Annotated in this window: 14 protein-coding genes; 12 read left to right on the top strand and 2 right to left on the bottom strand. The window is 62.2% G+C overall.

Annotated elements, in window-relative coordinates; translation table 11 throughout:
* Window positions 1-50 precede the first annotated feature (50 nt).
* Window positions 51-3329, bottom strand: coding sequence for an EAL domain-containing protein (locus J9870_RS19935; protein ID WP_210639647.1), 3279 nt, complete (start codon window positions 3327-3329; stop codon window positions 51-53).
* A 68-nt stretch (window positions 3330-3397) separates the two neighbouring features.
* Entirely contained in the window at window positions 3398-4285 is an 888-nt protein-coding gene (locus J9870_RS19930; protein WP_210639646.1) for a LysR family transcriptional regulator, read from the bottom strand.
* Between the two features lie 156 nt (window positions 4286-4441).
* Here J9870_RS19930 and leuC point away from each other — a divergent pair, with 156 nt between their 5' ends.
* The 12 genes from leuC (at window position 4442) to J9870_RS19870 (ending at window position 18737) form a co-directional block, all read left to right on the top strand.
* Entirely contained in the window at window positions 4442-5860 is a 1419-nt protein-coding gene (gene leuC, locus J9870_RS19925; protein ID WP_003203866.1) for a 3-isopropylmalate dehydratase large subunit, read from the top strand.
* 11 nt (window positions 5861-5871) lie between these two features.
* Entirely contained in the window at window positions 5872-6516 is a 645-nt protein-coding gene (leuD, locus tag J9870_RS19920; RefSeq protein ID WP_003179749.1) for a 3-isopropylmalate dehydratase small subunit, read from the top strand.
* Window positions 6517-6659: 143 nt separating this feature from the next.
* Window positions 6660-7424 (top strand): class I SAM-dependent methyltransferase, encoded by a 765-nt coding sequence (locus tag J9870_RS19915; RefSeq protein WP_210639645.1) that lies wholly within the window; start codon window positions 6660-6662, stop codon window positions 7422-7424.
* Window positions 7425-7489: 65 nt separating this feature from the next.
* Window positions 7490-8572 carry a 3-isopropylmalate dehydrogenase gene (leuB, locus tag J9870_RS19910; protein WP_060741441.1) on the top strand — a complete coding sequence of 361 codons (1083 nt, stop codon included), beginning with the start codon at window positions 7490-7492 and terminating at the stop codon, window positions 8570-8572.
* A 54-nt stretch (window positions 8573-8626) separates the two neighbouring features.
* A complete protein-coding gene (gene asd / locus J9870_RS19905; RefSeq protein WP_047229242.1) occupies window positions 8627-9739 on the top strand; it encodes an aspartate-semialdehyde dehydrogenase in 1113 nt (370 codons plus the stop codon).
* 249 nt (window positions 9740-9988) lie between these two features.
* Window positions 9989-10999: an aspartate-semialdehyde dehydrogenase gene (locus tag J9870_RS19900; RefSeq protein ID WP_210639643.1), complete on the top strand. Its 1011-nt coding sequence runs from the start codon at window positions 9989-9991 to the stop codon at window positions 10997-10999.
* Between the two features lie 209 nt (window positions 11000-11208).
* Window positions 11209-13800, top strand: coding sequence for a FimV family protein (locus J9870_RS19895; protein ID WP_210639641.1), 2592 nt, complete (start codon window positions 11209-11211; stop codon window positions 13798-13800).
* Window positions 13801-14086: 286 nt separating this feature from the next.
* A complete protein-coding gene (gene truA / locus J9870_RS19890) occupies window positions 14087-14911 on the top strand; it encodes a tRNA pseudouridine(38-40) synthase TruA (protein ID WP_210645350.1) in 825 nt (274 codons plus the stop codon).
* A gap of 62 nt (window positions 14912-14973) precedes the next feature.
* Window positions 14974-15606, top strand: a complete 633-nt coding sequence (locus tag J9870_RS19885; RefSeq protein ID WP_210639637.1) for a phosphoribosylanthranilate isomerase — start codon at window positions 14974-14976, stop codon at window positions 15604-15606.
* 254 nt (window positions 15607-15860) lie between these two features.
* A complete protein-coding gene (accD, locus tag J9870_RS19880) occupies window positions 15861-16781 on the top strand; it encodes an acetyl-CoA carboxylase, carboxyltransferase subunit beta (RefSeq protein WP_210639635.1) in 921 nt (306 codons plus the stop codon).
* Window positions 16778-18085 (top strand): bifunctional tetrahydrofolate synthase/dihydrofolate synthase, encoded by a 1308-nt coding sequence (folC, locus tag J9870_RS19875; RefSeq protein ID WP_210639634.1) that lies wholly within the window; start codon window positions 16778-16780, stop codon window positions 18083-18085. The genes accD and folC overlap by 4 nt, the downstream gene beginning before the upstream one ends.
* Window positions 18069-18737 carry an SPOR domain-containing protein gene (locus J9870_RS19870; protein ID WP_210639633.1) on the top strand — a complete coding sequence of 223 codons (669 nt, stop codon included), beginning with the start codon at window positions 18069-18071 and terminating at the stop codon, window positions 18735-18737. The genes folC and J9870_RS19870 overlap by 17 nt, the downstream gene beginning before the upstream one ends.
* The last annotated feature ends 77 nt before the right edge of the window (window positions 18738-18814 follow it).

Below are 18814 nucleotides of genomic sequence, written 5' to 3'. Positions count from 1 at the left end.
GCGCCAGATGGCGCCCTTTTTCATTGTGGAGATTCCATTGTGGTCTTGCATCACGGCAACAACCGCTCGAACGCCTCCAGCGGCAACGGCCGGCTATGCAGGTAACCCTGGTACAAATGGCAATCTAGCCCTTGCAGGAAATGCAGCTGCTCAAGGGTTTCCACACCTTCGGCAATCATTTCCAGGTTGAGGCTGCGGGCCATGGCGACGATGGCGCGGATGATTTCGGCGTCGTTAGGGTCGCTGGTGGCGTCGCGCACGAATGATTGGTCGATTTTCAGCGTGTCCACCGGCAGGCGTTTGAGGTAGGTCAGCGACGAATAACCGGTGCCGAAATCGTCCATGGCGAAACTGACCCCCAGTTTTTTCAGCCGGCGCATCTTGCCGATGGTGTCGTCCAGGTTCTGGATGACGATGCCTTCAGTGATTTCCAGCTTCAGCATGGCGCAGGGCAGGCCGTGGGTGGCGAGGCAGGTTTCAATGCGCTCGACGAAGTCACTCTGGCGGAACTGCCGTGGGCTGATGTTCACGCACAGGCTGAACCGCTGCGGATCGACTTTGCCCCTGGCGATCAGTTGCTTGAAGCCGTCGCAAGCCTCGTCGAGGATCCAGGTCCCGACCTCCAGGATCAGTCCGCTGTCTTCCAGCACTTTGATGAACTCGTTGGGCGATTGTGCACCCAGGTCCGGGTGATGCCAGCGGACCAGGGCTTCGGCGCCGATGATGCGGTTGTCCCGGGCGTCGACCTGGGGTTGGAAATGCACGCTGAACTCGCCGCGGGCAAGGGCCTGGCGCAGGTCGGTTTCCATGCGCAAGCGTTCGCTGGCGGCTTTTTGCATGGTGGCGTGGAACATCTGCGAGGTATTGCGCCCCGAATCCTTGGCGCGGTACAGCGCAATGTCGGCGCGCTTGAGCAGGTCGGTCGGGGTGGAGCCGTGGTCGGGAATCAGTGCCATGCCGATACTCGGCGTGACTTGCAGGCGCTGGCCATCGAGGAACATCGGCTCCGAGAGCAATTCGCGCAGGGTGTCGGCCAAGCTCTGCACTTGTGCGCTGACAGCGGCGCGGCTGCCTTCCAGGCCGCTGAGCAGTACGACGAATTCGTCGCCGCCCAGCCGCGCGACGGTATCTTCCAGGCGCACACTGGCTTCCAGGCGTGCGGTGATGATCTTCAGCACCGTGTCACCCACCGGGTGACCGAGCGAGTCGTTGATGTGCTTGAAGTGGTCCAGGTCCAGAAACAGCAGGGCACCACGCAGGTTATGACGCTTGAGCAGGGCGATCTGCTGGCTCAACCGGTCCATCAGCAAGGCTCGGTTGGGCAGGTTGGTCAGTGAGTCGTGATAGGCCAGGTGGCGTATCTGCGCTTCGGCATTGCGCAACAGGCTGACGTCTCGGGCCGTCAGCAGCAGGCAGGCTGTTTCGTTGAGCGTGATGGGCTCCACCGAGACTTCCACGGTGAGTATTTCCCCGCGTTTGTTGCGCCCGAGCATTTCCAGGTGATGCACGCGGCCCTTGAGCTGCAGCTCGGCCAGCAGCAGCGCACGCTGCTTTTCTTCGGCCCAGATCCCCACCTCATAGACTGTGTGCCCGATCACTTCGTCGGCGCGGTAGCCGGTGAGGCGACAGAAACCATCGTTGACCTCCAGGTAGCGGCCGCTTTCGTGTTCGGTGATGGTGATGGCGTCGGGGCTGGAGTGAAACGCCTTGGCGAATTTTTCCTCGCTGGCCTTCAGGGCCGCTTCGGAGCGCTGTTGTTGGGTGATGTCGCGCAAGGTGGTGACGATGCAGGGTTGGTTGCCGACGTTGATCTGCCGGCTGGAAATCACACAGGTCAGCGGTTGACCGTTCTTATGGTGGACGAGGATGGCGACATTGTTCAGTGATTGCTCGCGGATTACCCGTTCGATGCGTTGCAGGCTGCTGCCCGAGGCGTCCCAGAGACCGATTTCGTCGGCGCTGAGGCCGATCACGTCGCTGGCCGCCCAGCCGAATGTCTGGGTAAAGCTGGAATTGATTTCGAGAAACCGCCCGCTGTCCTGATGGGTGACGCAGATCGGATCGGGACTGACCTGGAACAGCGTGGCGAATTTTTCCTCCGATGCCGCCAGGCTCTGCTCGCGTTCGACCTGGTCGGTGATGTCCAGCAAGGTGCCGGCCATGCGCAAGGGGCTGCCGTCGTCGTTGCGGTAGAGGCGGGCGCGGCTTTCCAGATAGCGCGAACTGCCGTCCGGCAGTTGTACACGGTAGGTCAGTTGATAATTGCCCGCCGGGCCTTCCCGCAGGCTGCGGTAGGCGTTACGCATATTGTTGCGTTCTTCAGTGGGTACCCCATCGAAAAACGCGTCGAATGACTCGTGGAACGGCTTGGGCTCCAGGCCGTGGAGCTGCGCGGCTCGTGCGGAGCCGTAAAGCATGCCGCTGGGAATGTGCCAGTCCCAAGTGCCCAGTTGCGCCGAGTCGAGGGCCAGGTCCAGGCGTTCCTGGCTGTCCTTGAGGGCCTGTTCGGCCAGTTTGCGCTCGGTGGTGTCGAGGAAGGTGCTCAGCAGGTAGGGCTGGCCTTCGAGTTCGACTTTCTGTGCGCTGAGAATACCGTTGTGGACCTGGCCGTTACTGGCCCGGAACTCCACCTCCATGCTCACCAGTTCGCCCTTGGCCTTTGTCGCTTCCACCAGCTTTGTCCGTTGCGCTGGGTCGACCCACAACCCCAGCTCCAGGGTGGTGCGACCAATCACGTCCTGTACCGGCCAGCCAAACAGGCTTTCGAAATACTGGTTGGCCTCGCTGATCAGGCCGTCTTCCTGACGCGTCAGCAACACCATGTTGGGGCACAGGTGAAACAACGTGGCAAAGCGCTTTTCCGAGCTGCGCAGTGCTTGTTCGCGTTCGCGCTGATGGGTGATCTCGCGGATCACCCCGATCATTCGGGGGCGGCCATGTTTGTCAGGCAGCACGCTGCCACTGATCTCCAGCCAGTGCAGGGTGCCATCAGGCCAGACAATGCGGTGGTGCATCGCCTGTTCCAGGGGCACGCCGGCCACTGCGGCGTGAAAGGCCCGCAGGGCTTTGGCCCGGTCTTCGGGTAGCAACAGGTCGAGGTAGTCCACGTCCGCCGGCAAGGGTTGGCGCGGATCGAAGCCGAACAGCGCCTGGGTGCCCCGGGACCAACTGATCTGCCCGGTATCGATGTCCCATGACCAGGCCCCCAGCCGCGCGCCGTTCAGGGCGGCCAGCAACTGCGGTGCGCTGTCCCAGCTTTGCTCGGACCGTTTCGGGTCGAGCGCCTGAATGCGCGGCAGAGGCGGGAGGTGGTCAGCGGGTTTGGGCATTATCTAGCGAGCCTTGGGCAGATTGGGCGTTAGGCACGGGTATGGCGGCTCTATAGGAGTAGCACAACCTATGCCGTTGTCCCTGGCAGATCGATTTGTGCGTCCAGTAAGGCCATGAAAGCCCGTGCAGCATTCGACAGCGTCCGTTCGGTGTGCAGGATATAGCCTAGCTCGCGACTGAGCTGTATGCCCGGCAAAGGGATGCGCGCCACCTGTTCGTCGAGCATGGTGCGCGGCAGAACGCTCCAGGCCAGGCCGATGGAAACCATCATCTTTATCGTTTCCAGATAATTTGTGCTCATGGCGATGTTTGGCGTCAGGCCCTGGGCTTCGAACAGCCGTCGCACGATGTGGTGGGTAAAGGTATTGCCGCCGGGGAACACCGCCGGGTGCAAGGCAATGTCCGCCAGGCTGACCGCACCGTTGAGCAATGCATGTTCCGGGGCCACCACGAAATCCAGGGGGTCGTCCCATACTGGCGTGGCCCGTACCAGTGAGTGCGGTTCGGGTGCGAGGGTGATGACTGCCAGTTCAGCCCGGCCATGAAGGATCTCTTCATAGGCCACTTCCGAATCCAGGAACTGAATGTCCAGCGCCACCTGTGGGTAGCGGCGAGTGAACTCCCTTAGTAGAGGCGGCAGGCGGTGCAGGCCGATGTGGTGGCTGGTGGCGAGCGTCAGGCGGCCGGTCACTTCGCCGGTCAGGTTGGTCAGGGCGCGGCGGGTGTCGTCCAGCACGTTGAGGATCTGATAGGCCCGTGGCAACAGCGCCCGGCCGGCCTCGGTCAGGCCCACTTCACGGCCGAGGCGGTCGAACAGACGCACCTTGAGCTGTTGTTCCAGCCCGGCGATACGCTTGCTGATGGCCGGCTGGGTCAGGTGCAGGCGTTCACCGGCGCCGGAGAAACTGCCGGTCTCGGCGATGGCAATAAAGGCATTGAGATTGGCGAGGTCCATGGCGTTTCGCTCGGATTCCAGTTGGTTATGCAAAGTATGAAAAATATGAATTTGAGTTATTTAATGTAACCCCATAGGATCAGCCTCACAAGCCAAGGGGTTATTGATTCGCTCAGGACCCGGGGCATAGAAACAAGCTGATGAGGAAACCGTCTGATGGCCGGCAAAACGCTCTACGACAAGCTCTGGGATTCGCATTTGGTCAAGCAGCGCGACGATGGTTCGGCGCTGATCTACATCGATCGTCACATCATCCACGAAGTGACTTCGCCGCAGGCCTTCGAAGGCCTGCGTCTGGCCGGGCGCAAGCCGTGGCGCATCGATGCCAATATCGCGACCCCGGACCACAACGTACCGACCACGCCGGAGCGCAAGGGCGGCATCGAAGCCATTGCCGACCAGGTCTCGCGCTTGCAGGTGCAGACCCTCGACGATAACTGTGACGAATACGGCATCGTCGAATTCAAGATGAATGACGTGCGCCAGGGCATCGTCCACGTCATCGGCCCGGAGCAGGGCGCGACCTTGCCAGGCATGACCGTGGTCTGCGGCGACTCCCACACCTCGACCCACGGTGCATTCGGTGCCTTGGCCCACGGCATTGGCACCTCCGAGGTCGAGCACGTGCTCGCCACCCAGTGCCTGGTCGCCAAGAAAATGAAAAACATGCTGGTGCGCGTCGAGGGCAAGCTGCCGTTCGGCGTGACTGCCAAGGACATCGTCCTGGCCGTGATCGGCAAGATTGGCACCGCTGGTGGTAACGGCCATGCCATTGAGTTCGCCGGCAGCGCGATTCGCGACCTGTCTGTCGAAGGCCGCATGACCATCTGCAACATGTCCATCGAGGCCGGTGCCCGCGTCGGCCTGGTGGCCGCCGATGAAAAAACCGTGGAATACGTCAAGGGCCGCCCGTTTTCACCAAAAGGTGCCGAATGGGACATGGCAGTCGAAGCCTGGAAAGACTTGGTCTCCGATGCCGATGCGAAATTCGACACTGTAGTCGAACTCGACGCGACCCAGATCAAGCCGCAAGTCAGCTGGGGCACTTCTCCGGAAATGGTCTTGGCGGTGGACCAGAACGTACCGGATCCTGCCAAGGAAATGGACCTGGTCAAGCGCGACTCCATCGTCCGCGCCCTGAAGTACATGGGTTTGAGTGCAAACCAGGCGATCACCGACATTCAGCTCGATCGCGTGTTCATTGGTTCCTGCACCAACTCGCGGATCGAAGACCTGCGCGCCGCTGCAGTGATCGCCAAGGGCCGCAAGGTCGCCTCGACCATCAAGCAGGCCATCGTGGTGCCGGGCTCAGGCCTGGTTAAAGCCCAGGCCGAAGCGGAAGGGCTGGACAAGATTTTCCTCGAAGCCGGTTTCGAATGGCGTGAGCCAGGGTGCTCGATGTGCCTGGCGATGAACCCGGATCGTTTGGAGTCGGGCGAGCATTGCGCGTCCACCTCCAACCGTAACTTCGAAGGCCGTCAGGGCGCCGGTGGCCGTACGCACCTGGTGAGCCCGGCCATGGCCGCGGCGGCGGCTGTCAACGGCCGTTTCGTCGACGTCCGCGAATTGATCTGAAGGAGCGCAGCATGAAAGCTTTTACCCAGCACACCGGTCTTGTCGCGCCTTTGGATCGTGCCAACGTCGACACCGACCAGATCATTCCCAAGCAGTTCTTGAAGTCCATCAAGCGCACCGGCTTCGGCCCGAACCTGTTCGACGAGTGGCGCTACCTGGATGTCGGCCAGCCGTACCAGGACAACTCCAAGCGGCCGTTGAACAAGGATTTCGTACTCAACGCCGAGCGTTACCAAGGTGCCAGCGTGTTGCTGGCCCGTGAGAACTTCGGCTGCGGTTCGAGCCGTGAACACGCGCCATGGGCATTGGAAGAGTACGGTTTTCGCAGCATCATCGCGCCGAGCTACGCCGACATCTTCTTCAACAACAGCTTCAAGAACGGTTTGCTGCCGATCATTCTGAGCGACGCTGAGGTGGATGAGCTGTTCCAGCAGGTCGAGGCCAACCCGGGCTACCAGTTGCAGATCGACCTGGCGGCCCAGACCGTGACCCGTCCTGACGGCAAGGTGTTGAGTTTCGAGATCGACGCGTTCCGCAAGCATTGCCTGCTCAACGGCCTGGACGACATTGGCTTGACCTTGCAGGACGGCGAGGCGATTGCCGCGTTCGAGGCCAAGCATCGGGCGAGCCAGCCTTGGTTGTTTCGCGATGCTTGATGGATTGTGATGTAGGCAGTACCGGCCTCATCGCGAGCAAGCTCGCTCCCACATTGGATTTGCGGCGTTCACAAAGCCCCTGTGGGAGCGAGCTTGCTCGCGATGGGGCCCGCCCAGGCAAGACAAAACCACAAGGACATCCCATGACCAGCACCGCCCACAGTCAGGTTGTACAAAAGCAATTCGGTGAACAGGCCTCGGCCTACCTGAGCAGTGCCGTGCACGCCCAGGGCGCCGAGTTCGCGCTGCTACAGGCTGAGCTGGCGGGCCGTGGCGATGCCCGGGTGCTGGACCTGGGCTGCGGCGCTGGTCATGTGAGTTTCCACGTCGCGCCACTGGCCGCCGAAGTGGTGGCCTACGATTTGTCCCAGCAAATGCTCGACGTCGTCGCCGCCGCGGCAGTGGATCGAGGCATGGGTAACATCACCACTGTACGCGGTGCCGCCGAGCGCCTGCCGTTCGCCGATGCTGAGTTCGACTTCGTATTCAGCCGCTACTCGGCGCATCATTGGAGCGACCTGGGCCTGGCGTTGCGGGAAGTGCGCCGGGTGCTCAAGCCGGGCGGCGTGGTGGCGTTCATCGATGTCCTGTCGCCCGGCATGCCGTTGCTGGACACGTACCTGCAAAGTGTCGAAGTGCTGCGCGACACCAGCCATGTGCGCGATTATTCGGCCGGTGAATGGCTGCGCCAGGTCAGCGAAGCGGGGTTGCACACCCGCAGCACCGCACGCCAACGCCTGCGCCTGGAATACCGCTCCTGGGTCGAGCGCATGCGCACCCCCGAGGTAATGCGTGCGGCGATTCTCGAGTTGCAGCGTTCGATGGGCGCTGAAGTGCGTGAATATTTTGAGATTGAGGCCGATGGTTCGTTCAGTACAGATGTACTGGTGCTGTGGGCTGAGCGATAGCATTTTTCCCGGCCCGTCCAAGGTTACAAAGCCTGGGGCGCGCCGATAGAGCAAACGAGGAAAGCATGAGCAAGCAGATTCTGATTCTCCCTGGCGATGGTATTGGCCCGGAAATCATGGCCGAAGCGGTCAAGGTCCTGGAGCTGGCGAACGACAAGTACGGCCTGGGCTTCGAGCTCAGCCACGACGTGATCGGTGGCGCGGCCATCGACAAGCACGGCGTGCCCCTGGCCGATGAAACCCTGGACCGCGCCCGCGCAGCCGATGCCGTACTGCTGGGCGCCGTCGGCGGCCCGAAATGGGACAAGATCGAGCGCGATATCCGCCCTGAGCGCGGCCTGCTGAAGATCCGCGCGCAACTGGGGCTGTTCGGCAACCTGCGGCCAGCGATCCTCTACCCGCAACTGGCCGATGCCTCGAGCCTGAAGCCGGAAATCGTCTCGGGCCTGGACATCCTCATCGTCCGCGAGCTGACCGGTGGTATCTATTTCGGCGCCCCGCGCGGTACCCGTGAGCTGGACAATGGCGAGCGTCAGGCCTACGACACCCTGCCGTACAGCGAGAGCGAAATCCGCCGTATCGCTCGGGTCGGCTTCGATATGGCCCGCGTGCGGGGCAAGAAGCTGTGCTCGGTGGACAAGGCCAACGTCCTGGCATCCAGCCAACTGTGGCGCGAAGTGGTCGAGCAGGTGGCCAAGGATTACCCGGACATCGAACTGAGCCACATGTACGTCGATAACGCCGCCATGCAACTGGTGCGCGCACCGAAGCAGTTCGACGTGATCGTCACCGACAACATGTTCGGCGACATCCTGTCCGACGAGGCATCGATGCTCACCGGTTCCATTGGCATGCTGCCGTCGGCTTCCCTGGACGCCAACAACAAGGGTATGTACGAGCCATGTCACGGTTCGGCGCCGGACATCGCCGGGCAGGGCATTGCCAACCCATTGGCGACCATCCTGTCGGTGTCGATGATGCTGCGTTACAGCTTCAACTTGAACGATGCCGCCGACGCGATCGAAAAAGCCGTCAGCGTGGTCTTGGACCAAGGCTTGCGCACCGGTGATATCTGGTCGCAAGGTTGTACCAAAGTCGGTACGCAGCAAATGGGCGATGCAGTAGTCGCCGCGCTGCGGAATCTGTAATCTTTCGGGTCCACCGCTCCGACGGTGGCCCACTTTTGTATAGGTGTAGTTGCGATGAAACGTGTAGGTCTGATCGGTTGGCGCGGCATGGTCGGTTCCGTGCTCATGCAGCGAATGCTGGAAGAGCAGGATTTCGATCTCATTGAGCCGGTGTTTTTCACCACTTCCAACGTCGGTGGCCAAGGCCCGTCCGTGGGCAAGGACACCGGTGCGCTCAAGGATGCCTACAGCATCGACGAGCTCAAGACTCTCGACGTGATCCTGACCTGCCAGGGTGGCGACTACACCAGCGAAGTCTTCCCCAAGCTGCGTGAAGCCGGCTGGCAAGGTTACTGGATCGACGCCGCTTCCAGCCTGCGCATGCAGGACGATGCGGTGATCATCCTCGACCCGGTGAACCGCAAGGTCATCGACCAGCAGTTGGATGCCGGTACCAAGAACTACATCGGCGGCAACTGCACCGTCAGCCTGATGCTGATGGGCCTGGGTGGCCTGTTCGAAGCTGGGCTGGTGGAGTGGATGAGCGCCATGACTTATCAGGCGGCGTCTGGCGCCGGTGCGCAGAACATGCGTGAACTGATCAAGCAGATGGGCGCGACCCACGCCGCTGTCGCCGATGACCTGGCCAACCCGGCCAGCGCCATCCTCGACATCGACCGCAAGGTCGCCGAGGCGATGCGCAGCGATGCCTACCCGACCGAGAACTTCGGCGTGCCGCTGGCCGGCAGCCTGATCCCGTGGATCGACAAGGAACTGCCTAACGGCCAGAGCCGTGAAGAGTGGAAGGCCCAGGCCGAAACCAACAAGATCCTCGGTCGCTTCAAGAGCCCGATCCCGGTGGACGGCATTTGCGTGCGCATCGGCGCCATGCGCTGCCACAGCCAGGCGCTGACCATCAAGTTGAACAAAGACGTGCCGATCGCCGACATCGAAGGGCTGATCAGCCAGCACAACCCTTGGGTCAAGCTGGTGCCGAACAACCGCGAAATCAGCATGCAGGAGCTGAGCCCGACCAAGGTCACCGGCACCCTGAATGTTCCGGTTGGCCGTTTGCGCAAACTGAACATGGGCTCGCAATTCGTCGGTGCCTTCACCGTCGGCGACCAACTGCTGTGGGGCGCGGCCGAACCACTGCGTCGCATGCTGCGGATCCTGCTCGAGCGTTGATCGGATGTCGCAGTGAAAGAACCCGTGCCTTGTGAGAGGTGCGGGTTTTTTATTGGCAGTTGTGTGTCAGGGCTGGCCTCATCGCGAGCAAGCTCGCTCCCACAGGTTTGTGTGAACGCCGCAAATCCAATGTGGGAGCGAGCTTGCTCGCGATGGGGCCCGTAAAGCCACTACACATTTCCTGCCAATTGCCTGCATTCCTACCACCCGGTAAAGTGCCGCTCCCCACGTTTTACCTGAGGTAGACCCATGAGCCAGTCCTTTGATATAGCCGTGATCGGCGCCACCGGTACTGTCGGCGAAACCCTCGTCCAGATCCTCGAAGAGCGGGACTTCCCGGTTGGCAACCTGCACCTGCTGGCCAGCAGCGAATCGGCAGGCAGCTCGGTGATGTTTCGCGGCAAAAACGTGCGGGTGCGAGAGGTGGATGAGTTCGACTTCAGCAAGGTCCAGCTGGTGTTTTTCGCCGCCGGACCGGCGGTGACCCTGAGTTTCGCCCCGCGTGCCACGGCGGCCGGTTGTGCGCTGATCGACCTGTCCGGTGCCTTGCCGCCGGAGCAGGCGCCGCAGATCGTGCCGGAAGCCAATCCTCAGGTGCTGTCTGGTTTAAACAAGCCATTGCAGGTCAGCAGCCCCAGCGCTTCAGCCACCGTATTGGCGGTGGCGCTGGCACCGCTGCGCGAATACCTGGATCTACAACGCATCAGCGTGACCGCCAGCCTCGCCGTATCAGCCCAGGGACGCGTCGCCGTGAGCGAGCTGGCGCGTCAGACCGCCGAGCTGCTCAATGCTCGTCCGTTGGAGCCGAAGTTCTTTGACCGGCAGATGGCGTTCAACCTGCTGGCCCAGGTTGGCACCCCGGATGAACAGGGCCATACATCACTGGAAAAGCGCCTGGTTCGCGAATTGCGCCAGGTGCTGGATCAACCTTTATTAAAGATTTCCGTCACTTGCATTCAAGCCCCGGTGTTTTTCGGCGATAGCTTTAGCGTGACTGTGCAGTCTGCCAGCGCCATCGACCTGGCGAAGATCAACGCGGCCCTGGAAGCGGCGCCCGGAATCGAGCTGGTGGAGGCGGGCGATTACCCGACTCCGGTGGGTGATGCGGTGGGCCAGGATGTGGTCTACGTCGGTCGTGTGCGCGGCGGTATCGACGATCCGGCGGAACTAAATATGTGGCTGACGTCAGATAACGTGCGCAAGGGCGCGGCGCTCAATGCGGTGCAGGTGGCTGAGTTGTTGATAAAAGACCTGCTGTAAAAGATACTTGGCAACAATTTGTCGAATGATTCTAGCTGGGCGCTATGCTTGGCCAGAGCGTTGAAGGCGAACATCCCTCCGGGGGCTTACCCGGGGCATGAGTGAAACGATCGCGCGCACCGTCGCTTCGGGGCTGCGCGCAATGCCTTACGGCAGCGGCATCAACACCTTCTCGCTGGCCGAGGAATGTTCAAACAAAGGAAGAGGCTATGGTTCAAGTTCGCAAACTGGTGTTAGCAATAGCGGCCGCCTCGGCGCTGTCCTCCGGTATGGCGCAAGCGCTCGGGCTCGGGGAATTGACCCTGAAGTCGCCGCCGAACCAGCCTCTGGTCGCCGAGATCGAGCTGCTCGATGTCCAGCAACTGACGGCTGCCGAAGTCGTGCCGAGCCTGGCCTCGCCCGATGACTTCGCCAAGGCCGGTATCGACCGCCAGGCCTTCCTCAATGACCTGACCTTCACCCCGGTGATCAATGCCAGCGGCAAAAGCGTCCTGCGGGTGACGTCCAGCCGGCCGTTGTCCGAGCCGATGGTCAAGTTCCTGGTGCAGGTGATGTGGCCCAACGGTCGTCTGCTACGCGACTACAGTGTGTTGCTCGATCCGTCCAAGTTCTCGCCGCAGGCCGTCGACGCTGCGCGGGCGAAGCCGCCCCAGGTGGTGTCCACGCCGGTCACCGGGGCTACCAAGCCTGCCCAATACACCACCACGCCGCGCGATACCCTGTGGGAAATCGCCGCCAAGGTGCGCAATGGCGGGTCGGTCCAGCAAACCATGCTGGCGATCCAGGCGCTGAACCCGAAAGCCTTCATCAATGGCAACATCAACCTGCTCAAGACCGGCCAGGTGCTGCGCCTGCCGGATCCGGTGCAAAGCACCGCGTTGCCGCAACCCCAGGCCATCGCCGAAGTGGCTGCGCAGAATGCCGCCTGGCGCCAGGGGCGTCCGGGCGTGGCGCGTAATGGCCAACAGCAGTTGGACGCCACCAAGCGTGGTCGTGGTGAAGGCGCACCGGCACAAGCTGCCGGTCGCGATAATTTGAGCCTGGTGTCGGCCGAGTCCAAGGCCGCCGGCAAGGGCAAGGGTAAAGGCGCTGCCGGCGATGCCCAGGCGCTGAGCAACAAGCTCGCGGTCACCCAGGAGAGCCTCGATTCGGCTCGGCGCGACAATGAAGAGCTGAAAAGCCGCATGGCCGATCTGCAAAGCCAGCTGGACAAGCTGCAGCGCCTGATCGAGCTGAAGAACAATCAATTGGCCAAGATGCAGGCTGAAGGTGCCGCAGTTTCACCTGCCGGTGAGTCGACCCCGGCGATGTCGGCGCAGTTGACCCCCGCGCCAGCGACACAGGCCCCGACGGCAGCACCTGCGCCTGAAGCGACGCCTGAGGCGACGCCACCTGCCGCACCGGTCGAGCCAGTGCCGGCTGCTTCCAATGAGCAAAAGTACAACGACCTGCTGACCAACCCGATCTTGCTGGGGTTGATTGGCGGCGGCGCGTTGGTTCTGCTGTTGTTGCTGTTGTTGCTCGCCCGTCGCCGCAAGGCCCAGCAGGAAGCCGAGAAACACTTGCGCATGGCCCGCGCCCTCGAGGAGGAGGCCGACTTCTCCCCGGAGCTCGATCTGCCCCCGAGCAGCTTCGAGGGCATTGATGTCCCACCGCCAAGCGTAAAACTCGAGCCTAAACCTGCGCCAGCGCCAGCACCCAAGCCGGCTCCGTTGGTTGCGCCTGTGATCGTCACGCCGCCCATCGCCGCGCCGCTGGTGGCTCCGGCCGCCGAGCGTTCCGACGATGTGCTGCCCCAGGCTCAGTCCCATATCGACCGTGGGCGCCTGAACCAGGCAGCCGACCTGCTTGAGCAGGGCATCAAGGCTGAGCCTCAGCGCAGCGACTTGCGTCTTAAATTGATGGAAGTCTACGGTCAGCAGGGCGACCGCGACGCCTTCGTCGCCCAGGAACGCCAGCTGGTGGCCAATGGTGAAAACTACGCCCAGGTCGAACAGCTCAAGAGCCGTTTCCCAGCCATGGTGGTCGCCACCACCGCTGGCCTGGCCGCGGCGGCGGTGGCTGCCGAACTGGACGCGCAGTACGTCAAGGACCTGCTCGAAGACAAGTCGCCGACCGATGAGGAGCTGGACAGCGCCTTCGATCTGAGCCTGGATGATATGGAGGCCACACCGGCCGCGCCGGCACCGGAGCCCGTCGCCGAACTGGATGCGTTCCCGGAGGACGATGACCTGAGTTTCGAGTCGGTGCTCAAGCAGCAGACCGAAGCCAGCGAAAGCCTGGACGATCTGTCGGAGTTTGACCTGGACCTGGGCGCCGATGCTCCGACACCGATCCCGGCTCTCGATGACGAAGACTTCCTGCTCGACCTGGACGACGACTTCAAGGGCTTGGACTTGCCGGCGGCCGATACGCCGGCCTTGGCTGACACCCCGGCCGACGACCTCGAACTGCCGGCGGACTTCGATCTGTCCCTGGCCGACGAAATGGACGCTCAGGACAAGCCAAAAGATGCTTTCGAGTCGGAGCTGGATGATGTCAACGCCGAGCTGGATCGCCTGTCTGATGACCTGAGCGTGCCGACCTTCACCGCTGAAGATGCCCTGGTCGGCGCTGAAGACGAACCGGACTTCGACTTCCTCAGCGGCACCGACGAAGTGGCGACCAAACTCGATCTGGCCCAGGCCTACATCGACATGGGTGACAACGACGGCGCCCGGGACATCCTTGGTGAAGTCCTCAGCGAAGGCAATACCACCCAGAAGAGCGAAGCGCAGGAAATGCTGGCGCGCCTGGTCTGAGAGGGGCGGGCTAACAAGAACGGCAGCCGGTGAGGCTGCCGTTTTTGTTTGGGGCAGGGGAGGTAATGGCGTGTGGACTGGCCCCATCGAGAGCACGGGTTTGTGTGTAGCGCAAAATCTGAATCCAACAGAACTCTTTGTGGGCTTGCTCGCGATGGCGTCAGTCCATCCAGCACAGGATCGACTGTTGCACTGGCATCCCACCCAACCGGCCTTATAATGCCCGCCTTTGCGTACCTCAGCAGGCTGTAATTCCTTGGCAAACATAGACAACCCGGCCGCCGAAATGGCGGCCGACGGCTTTTTCCGGATCGCCCTGGGCGTTGAATACAAAGGCTCGCGCTATCGCGGCTGGCAGCGTCAGGCTAGCGGTGTACTGACGGTGCAGGAAACCCTTGAAAACGCGCTGTCCAAAGTCGCCGATTCGCCCGTGTCACTGCATTGCGCCGGCCGTACTGATGCTGGCGTGCATGCGTGCGGCCAGGTGGTGCATTTCGACACTCAGGTCGAGCGTTCGATGAAGGCTTGGGTGATGGGCGCCAATATCAACCTGCCCCACGATGTCAGCGTCAGCTGGGCCAAGGCGATGCCGGCGCATTTTCATGCGCGCTTCAAGGCCATCGCCCGGCGCTATCGCTATGTGATCTACAACGATCAGATCCGCCCGGCGCACCTGAACGAAGAGATCACCTGGAACCATCGCCCGCTGGATGTCGAGCGCATGGCCGAGGCCGCGCAATACCTGGTCGGTGTGCATGATTTCAGCGCCTTTCGCGCCGGCCAGTGTCAGGCCAAGTCGCCGATCAAGGAATTACACCACCTGCGCGTGACCCGTCACGGCAAGATGATCGTGCTCGACATCCGTGCCAGTGCGTTCCTGCACCACATGGTGCGCAACATCGCCGGGGTACTGATGACCATTGGCGCCGGTGAGCGGCCAGTGGAATGGATCAAGGAAGTACTCGAAAGTCGCATCCGCCGTTCCGGTGGTGTGACGGCGCATCCGTTTGGCTTGTACCTGGTGCAGGTCCAGTACCACGACGAATTCGAGCTGCCGCAGCGTTACATCGGGCCGCATTTCCTCACTGGCTTCTCGGAACTCGACGGCTGACGCTCTGCGCAGCATTTGCTACCATCCGGGACTTTCACGGATTTGCCTGAGGTTTTAACGACATGTCGGCCGTTCGCAGCAAGATTTGCGGGATCACCCGCGTCGAGGACGCGTTGGTGGCGGTCGAGGCCGGGGCCGATGCCATTGGGCTGGTGTTTTATGCCAAGAGTCCTCGGGCGGTCACGGTGCAGCAGGCTAGGGCAATCATCCAGGCCTTGCCGCCGTTCGTTACGCCTGTTGGCCTGTTCGTCAATGCCAGCCGTTGCGAGCTGGGCGAAATACTCGATGCCGTGCCGCTGGCCCTGTTGCAGTTTCACGGTGATGAGGCGCCAGCCGATTGCGAGGGCTGGCATCGTCCGTACATCAAGGCGTTGCGGGTCAAGGCTGGGGATGACATTGCCGCCAGCTGCGCAGCTTTCGCCAGTGCCAGCGGTATTTTGCTGGACACCTATGTCGAAGGCGTTCCCGGAGGGACCGGTGAAGCGTTCGATTGGTCGCTGGTACCCCAAGGCTTGGATAAACCGATTATCCTTGCCGGTGGCCTGACAGCGGACAACGTGGCCGAAGCCATTCGCCAGGTTCGCCCTTACGCGGTGGACGTGAGCGGTGGAGTGGAGCAGGGCAAGGGCATCAAGGATCCGGCCAAGATTCGTGCGTTCATGGCTGCTGTGCACAGTAGCCAGTCGTCAATGTGACGGCTGGCAGACTGCCGCCGTCCATACCAGCACTGTACAAAGCAGGCAGGCGCCGCCTCCGGGTGGGCCGATAGCGAAGTGGTAGCCGCGGTGCAGCGGCTGCCGGGATGGTTGAGAAAGGTTGGGTTGCACGCAGGTCAGTTTTGCACTGACCGTGGCGGCCCCTCGACTCGCCGCACAATGAATTTAGCTCAAGGGCATACGCGGGGCCGCGAACCAAAGCGTTCGGGCCGCCGGTACTGGAGAAAGAAAGCATGAGCAACTGGTTGGTAGACAAACTGATCCCTTCGATCATGCGTTCCGAGGTGAAGAAAAGCTCGGTGCCTGAAGGTCTGTGGCACAAATGTCCATCCTGCGAAGCGGTGCTGTACCGCCCCGAGCTGGAAAAGACCCTGGACGTTTGCCCCAAGTGCAACCACCACATGCGCATCAGTGCGCGTGCCCGTATCGATATTTTCCTCGATGCCGAAGGCCGTGTTGAACTGGGTGCCGACCTGGAGCCAGTGGACCGTCTGAAATTTCGCGACGGCAAGAAATACAAGGACCGCCTGACCGCTGCCCAGAAGCAGACCGGTGAAAAGGACGCCTTGGTATCCATGAGCGGCAGCCTGTTGGGTATGCCAGTGGTGGTTTCGGCCTTCGAGTTCTCCTTCATGGGCGGTTCCATGGGCGCCATTGTCGGTGAACGCTTCGTTCGTGCCGCCAACCATGCTTTGGAAAACCGTTGCCCAATGATCTGCTTCGCCGCTTCCGGTGGTGCGCGGATGCAGGAGGCGCTGATCTCCCTGATGCAAATGGCCAAGACCTCTGCGGTGCTGGCGCGTCTGCGTGAAGAAGGTATTCCGTTCATCTCGGTGCTGACCGACCCGGTCTACGGTGGCGTTTCCGCCAGCCTGGCGATGCTCGGCGACGTGATCGTCGGTGAGCCGAAAGCCCTGATCGGCTTCGCCGGCCCGCGCGTGATCGAGCAGACCGTGCGCGAAAAACTGCCGGAAGGCTTCCAGCGCAGTGAGTTCCTGCTGGAACACGGTGCCATCGACATGATCATCCATCGCCAGGAGCTGCGTCCGCGCCTGGGCAACCTGCTGGCTCAACTGATGGGGCTGCCGACGCCGAAATTCGTCGCCGCACCGATCGAGCCGGTCGTGGTTCCGCCGGTGCCTGCAGGCCTATGACCCAACGTACCCTGGGCGACTGGCTTGCCTACCTCGAGCAGTTGCATCCATCGGCCATCGACATGGGGCTGGAGCGCTCGCAAGCGGTAGCGTCCCGCATGGGACTGGTCAAGCCGGCGCCTCGGGTCATCACCGTCACCGGCACCAACGGCAAGGGTTCGACCTGTGCCTTCGTGGCCTCGCTGTTGCGGGCCCAGGGGCTGAGCGTTGGTGTCTACAGCTCGCCGCACCTGCTGCGCTACAACGAGCGGGTGCAAGTCAATGGCGTCGAAGCCACTGATGCCCAGCTGTGCGAAGCCTTTGCTGCGGTGGAAGCCGGGCGGGGCGAGACGTCCCTCACTTATTTCGAGATGGGTACCCTGGCGGCGTTTTGGCTGTTCGCCCGTTCCGGCCTGGATGCCGTTGTGCTGGAAGTGGGGCTTGGCGGACGGCTGGACACGGTCAACCTGGTGGACGCGGACATCGCATTGGTCACCAGTATCGGTGTGGACCACGCCGATTACCTGGGCGATACCCGCGAATCCGTGGCTTTCGAGAAGGCCGGCATCTTTCGCCAGGGCGCGCCTGCGCTCTGTGGCGACCTCAATCCTCCCCAGCCGTTGTTGGACAAGGTCCGCGAGTTGAGCTGCCCGTTCTTCCTGCGCGGGCGAGATTTCGACCTGGCAATGACCGAGCAGCATTGGCAGTGGCGGGGCAGTGATGCCCAGGGCAACCCGGTGGAGTTGCACGATCTGCCGCTGCTGGACCTGCCGATGGAAAACGCCGCGCTGGCACTCCAGGCCTACCTGCTGCTGGGTTTGCCGTGGGATGTCGGGCAAATCACCGCGGCGTTGCAAGCGACCCGCGTGGTCGGGCGTCTTGATCGTCGCCAGTTCGACTGGCAGGGTAAGCGTCTGAACCTGTTGCTGGATGTCGGCCATAATCCCCACGCGGCGCAGTACCTGGCCGAGCGCCTGGCGCGACGGCCGGTGGCGGGGCGGCGTCTGGCGGTATTCGGATTACTGTCGGACAAGGATCTGGATGGCGTTGTCGACGCGTTGGGTGCTAGTGTCCAGCACTGGGCGGTGACGCCGCTGGATTCGCCGCGTTCGCGCCCGGCGGCTGAATTGCAGGCAGCCTTGCAGCGTCGTGGTGCTTCGGTGCAAGCCTACACCAGCGTGGCTGCCGCGTTGGAAGGGCAGTGTGCCGAGGCAACGGCCGACGACGAGATTCTGCTGTTCGGATCATTTTTTTGTGTTGCCGAGGCCCTTCAATGGCTGGCCCGGCGCTCCACGGAGGAAGCTGCAGATGGCATTGCTGGATAAGGCGTACAAGCAGCGCATGGTGGGGGCCCTGGTATTGGTGGCCCTGGCCGTGATTTTCCTGCCGATGCTGTTTTCCCGTCAGGATGAGCAGCGCCAGGTAACGGTCGATGCGCCGGCCGCGCCCCAGGCACCGTCCGTGCCGCCTGTGCAGGTCGAGCCCGTGGCGGTGCCCGAGCCGCAGACGTTGCCCCAAGAGCCGGTTCCGAGCGACGAGGAGCTGGCTGAGCAACCGGCGCCTTCGATGCCGATTGCGCCTGCACCCGCAACGCCAGCGCCTGCCGCACCGAGCAAGCCGGCAGTCGCTCCGGCCCCGGTTCCAGCCGCTCCAGCGGTCAAGCCGGCCCCAAGCCAGCCGATTACCGCCGCCACGACCAAGCCGGACACCACGCAAAGTCGTGTGGATGCCAACGGCCTATCGGTCAGTTGGTCGGTGCAACTGGCCAGCCTGACCAGTCGTGAAAGCGCCGAAAGCCTGCAGAAAACCCTGCGCAGCCAGGGCTACAATGCTTACATCCGCTCCGCCGATGGCAAGAATCGCGTGTTTGTCGGGCCGCTGATCGAGCGAGCCGAGGCCGACCGCCTGCGTGACCTGCTGAGTCGTCAGCAGAACCTCAAGGGTTTTGTGGTGCGCTTCCAGCCCGAGCGTGGCTGACAGCGATTTAGCTGATTTGAATCGTGCAGCTTACCGACAGCCCTAGGCTCTGCTAAAATGCGCCGCCTTATCCGTCT

The sequence above is a fragment of the Pseudomonas sp. Tri1 genome (assembly GCF_017968885.1).
GTDB lineage: Bacteria > Pseudomonadota > Gammaproteobacteria > Pseudomonadales > Pseudomonadaceae > Aquipseudomonas.
This window is presented reverse-complemented; position numbering and strand designations above follow the sequence as displayed.

Bases quoted from the DNA above. Each gene is read 5' to 3' on its own strand.
- J9870_RS19935 (WP_210639647.1), bottom strand. From the start codon at position 3,329: ATGCCCAAACCCGCTGACCACCTCCCGCCTCTGCCGCGCATTCAGGCG.
- J9870_RS19930 (WP_210639646.1), bottom strand. From the start codon at position 4,285: ATGGACCTCGCCAATCTCAATGCCTTTATTGCCATCGCCGAGACCGGC.
- leuC (WP_003203866.1), top strand. From the start codon at position 4,442: ATGGCCGGCAAAACGCTCTACGACAAGCTCTGGGATTCGCATTTGGTC.
- leuD (WP_003179749.1), top strand. From the start codon at position 5,872: ATGAAAGCTTTTACCCAGCACACCGGTCTTGTCGCGCCTTTGGATCGT.
- J9870_RS19915 (WP_210639645.1), top strand. From the start codon at position 6,660: ATGACCAGCACCGCCCACAGTCAGGTTGTACAAAAGCAATTCGGTGAA.
- leuB (WP_060741441.1), top strand. From the start codon at position 7,490: ATGAGCAAGCAGATTCTGATTCTCCCTGGCGATGGTATTGGCCCGGAA.
- asd (WP_047229242.1), top strand. From the start codon at position 8,627: ATGAAACGTGTAGGTCTGATCGGTTGGCGCGGCATGGTCGGTTCCGTG.
- J9870_RS19900 (WP_210639643.1), top strand. From the start codon at position 9,989: ATGAGCCAGTCCTTTGATATAGCCGTGATCGGCGCCACCGGTACTGTC.
- J9870_RS19895 (WP_210639641.1), top strand. From the start codon at position 11,209: ATGGTTCAAGTTCGCAAACTGGTGTTAGCAATAGCGGCCGCCTCGGCG.
- truA (WP_210645350.1), top strand. From the start codon at position 14,087: ATGGCGGCCGACGGCTTTTTCCGGATCGCCCTGGGCGTTGAATACAAA.
- J9870_RS19885 (WP_210639637.1), top strand. From the start codon at position 14,974: ATGTCGGCCGTTCGCAGCAAGATTTGCGGGATCACCCGCGTCGAGGAC.
- accD (WP_210639635.1), top strand. From the start codon at position 15,861: ATGAGCAACTGGTTGGTAGACAAACTGATCCCTTCGATCATGCGTTCC.
- folC (WP_210639634.1), top strand. From the start codon at position 16,778: ATGACCCAACGTACCCTGGGCGACTGGCTTGCCTACCTCGAGCAGTTG.
- J9870_RS19870 (WP_210639633.1), top strand. From the start codon at position 18,069: ATGGCATTGCTGGATAAGGCGTACAAGCAGCGCATGGTGGGGGCCCTG.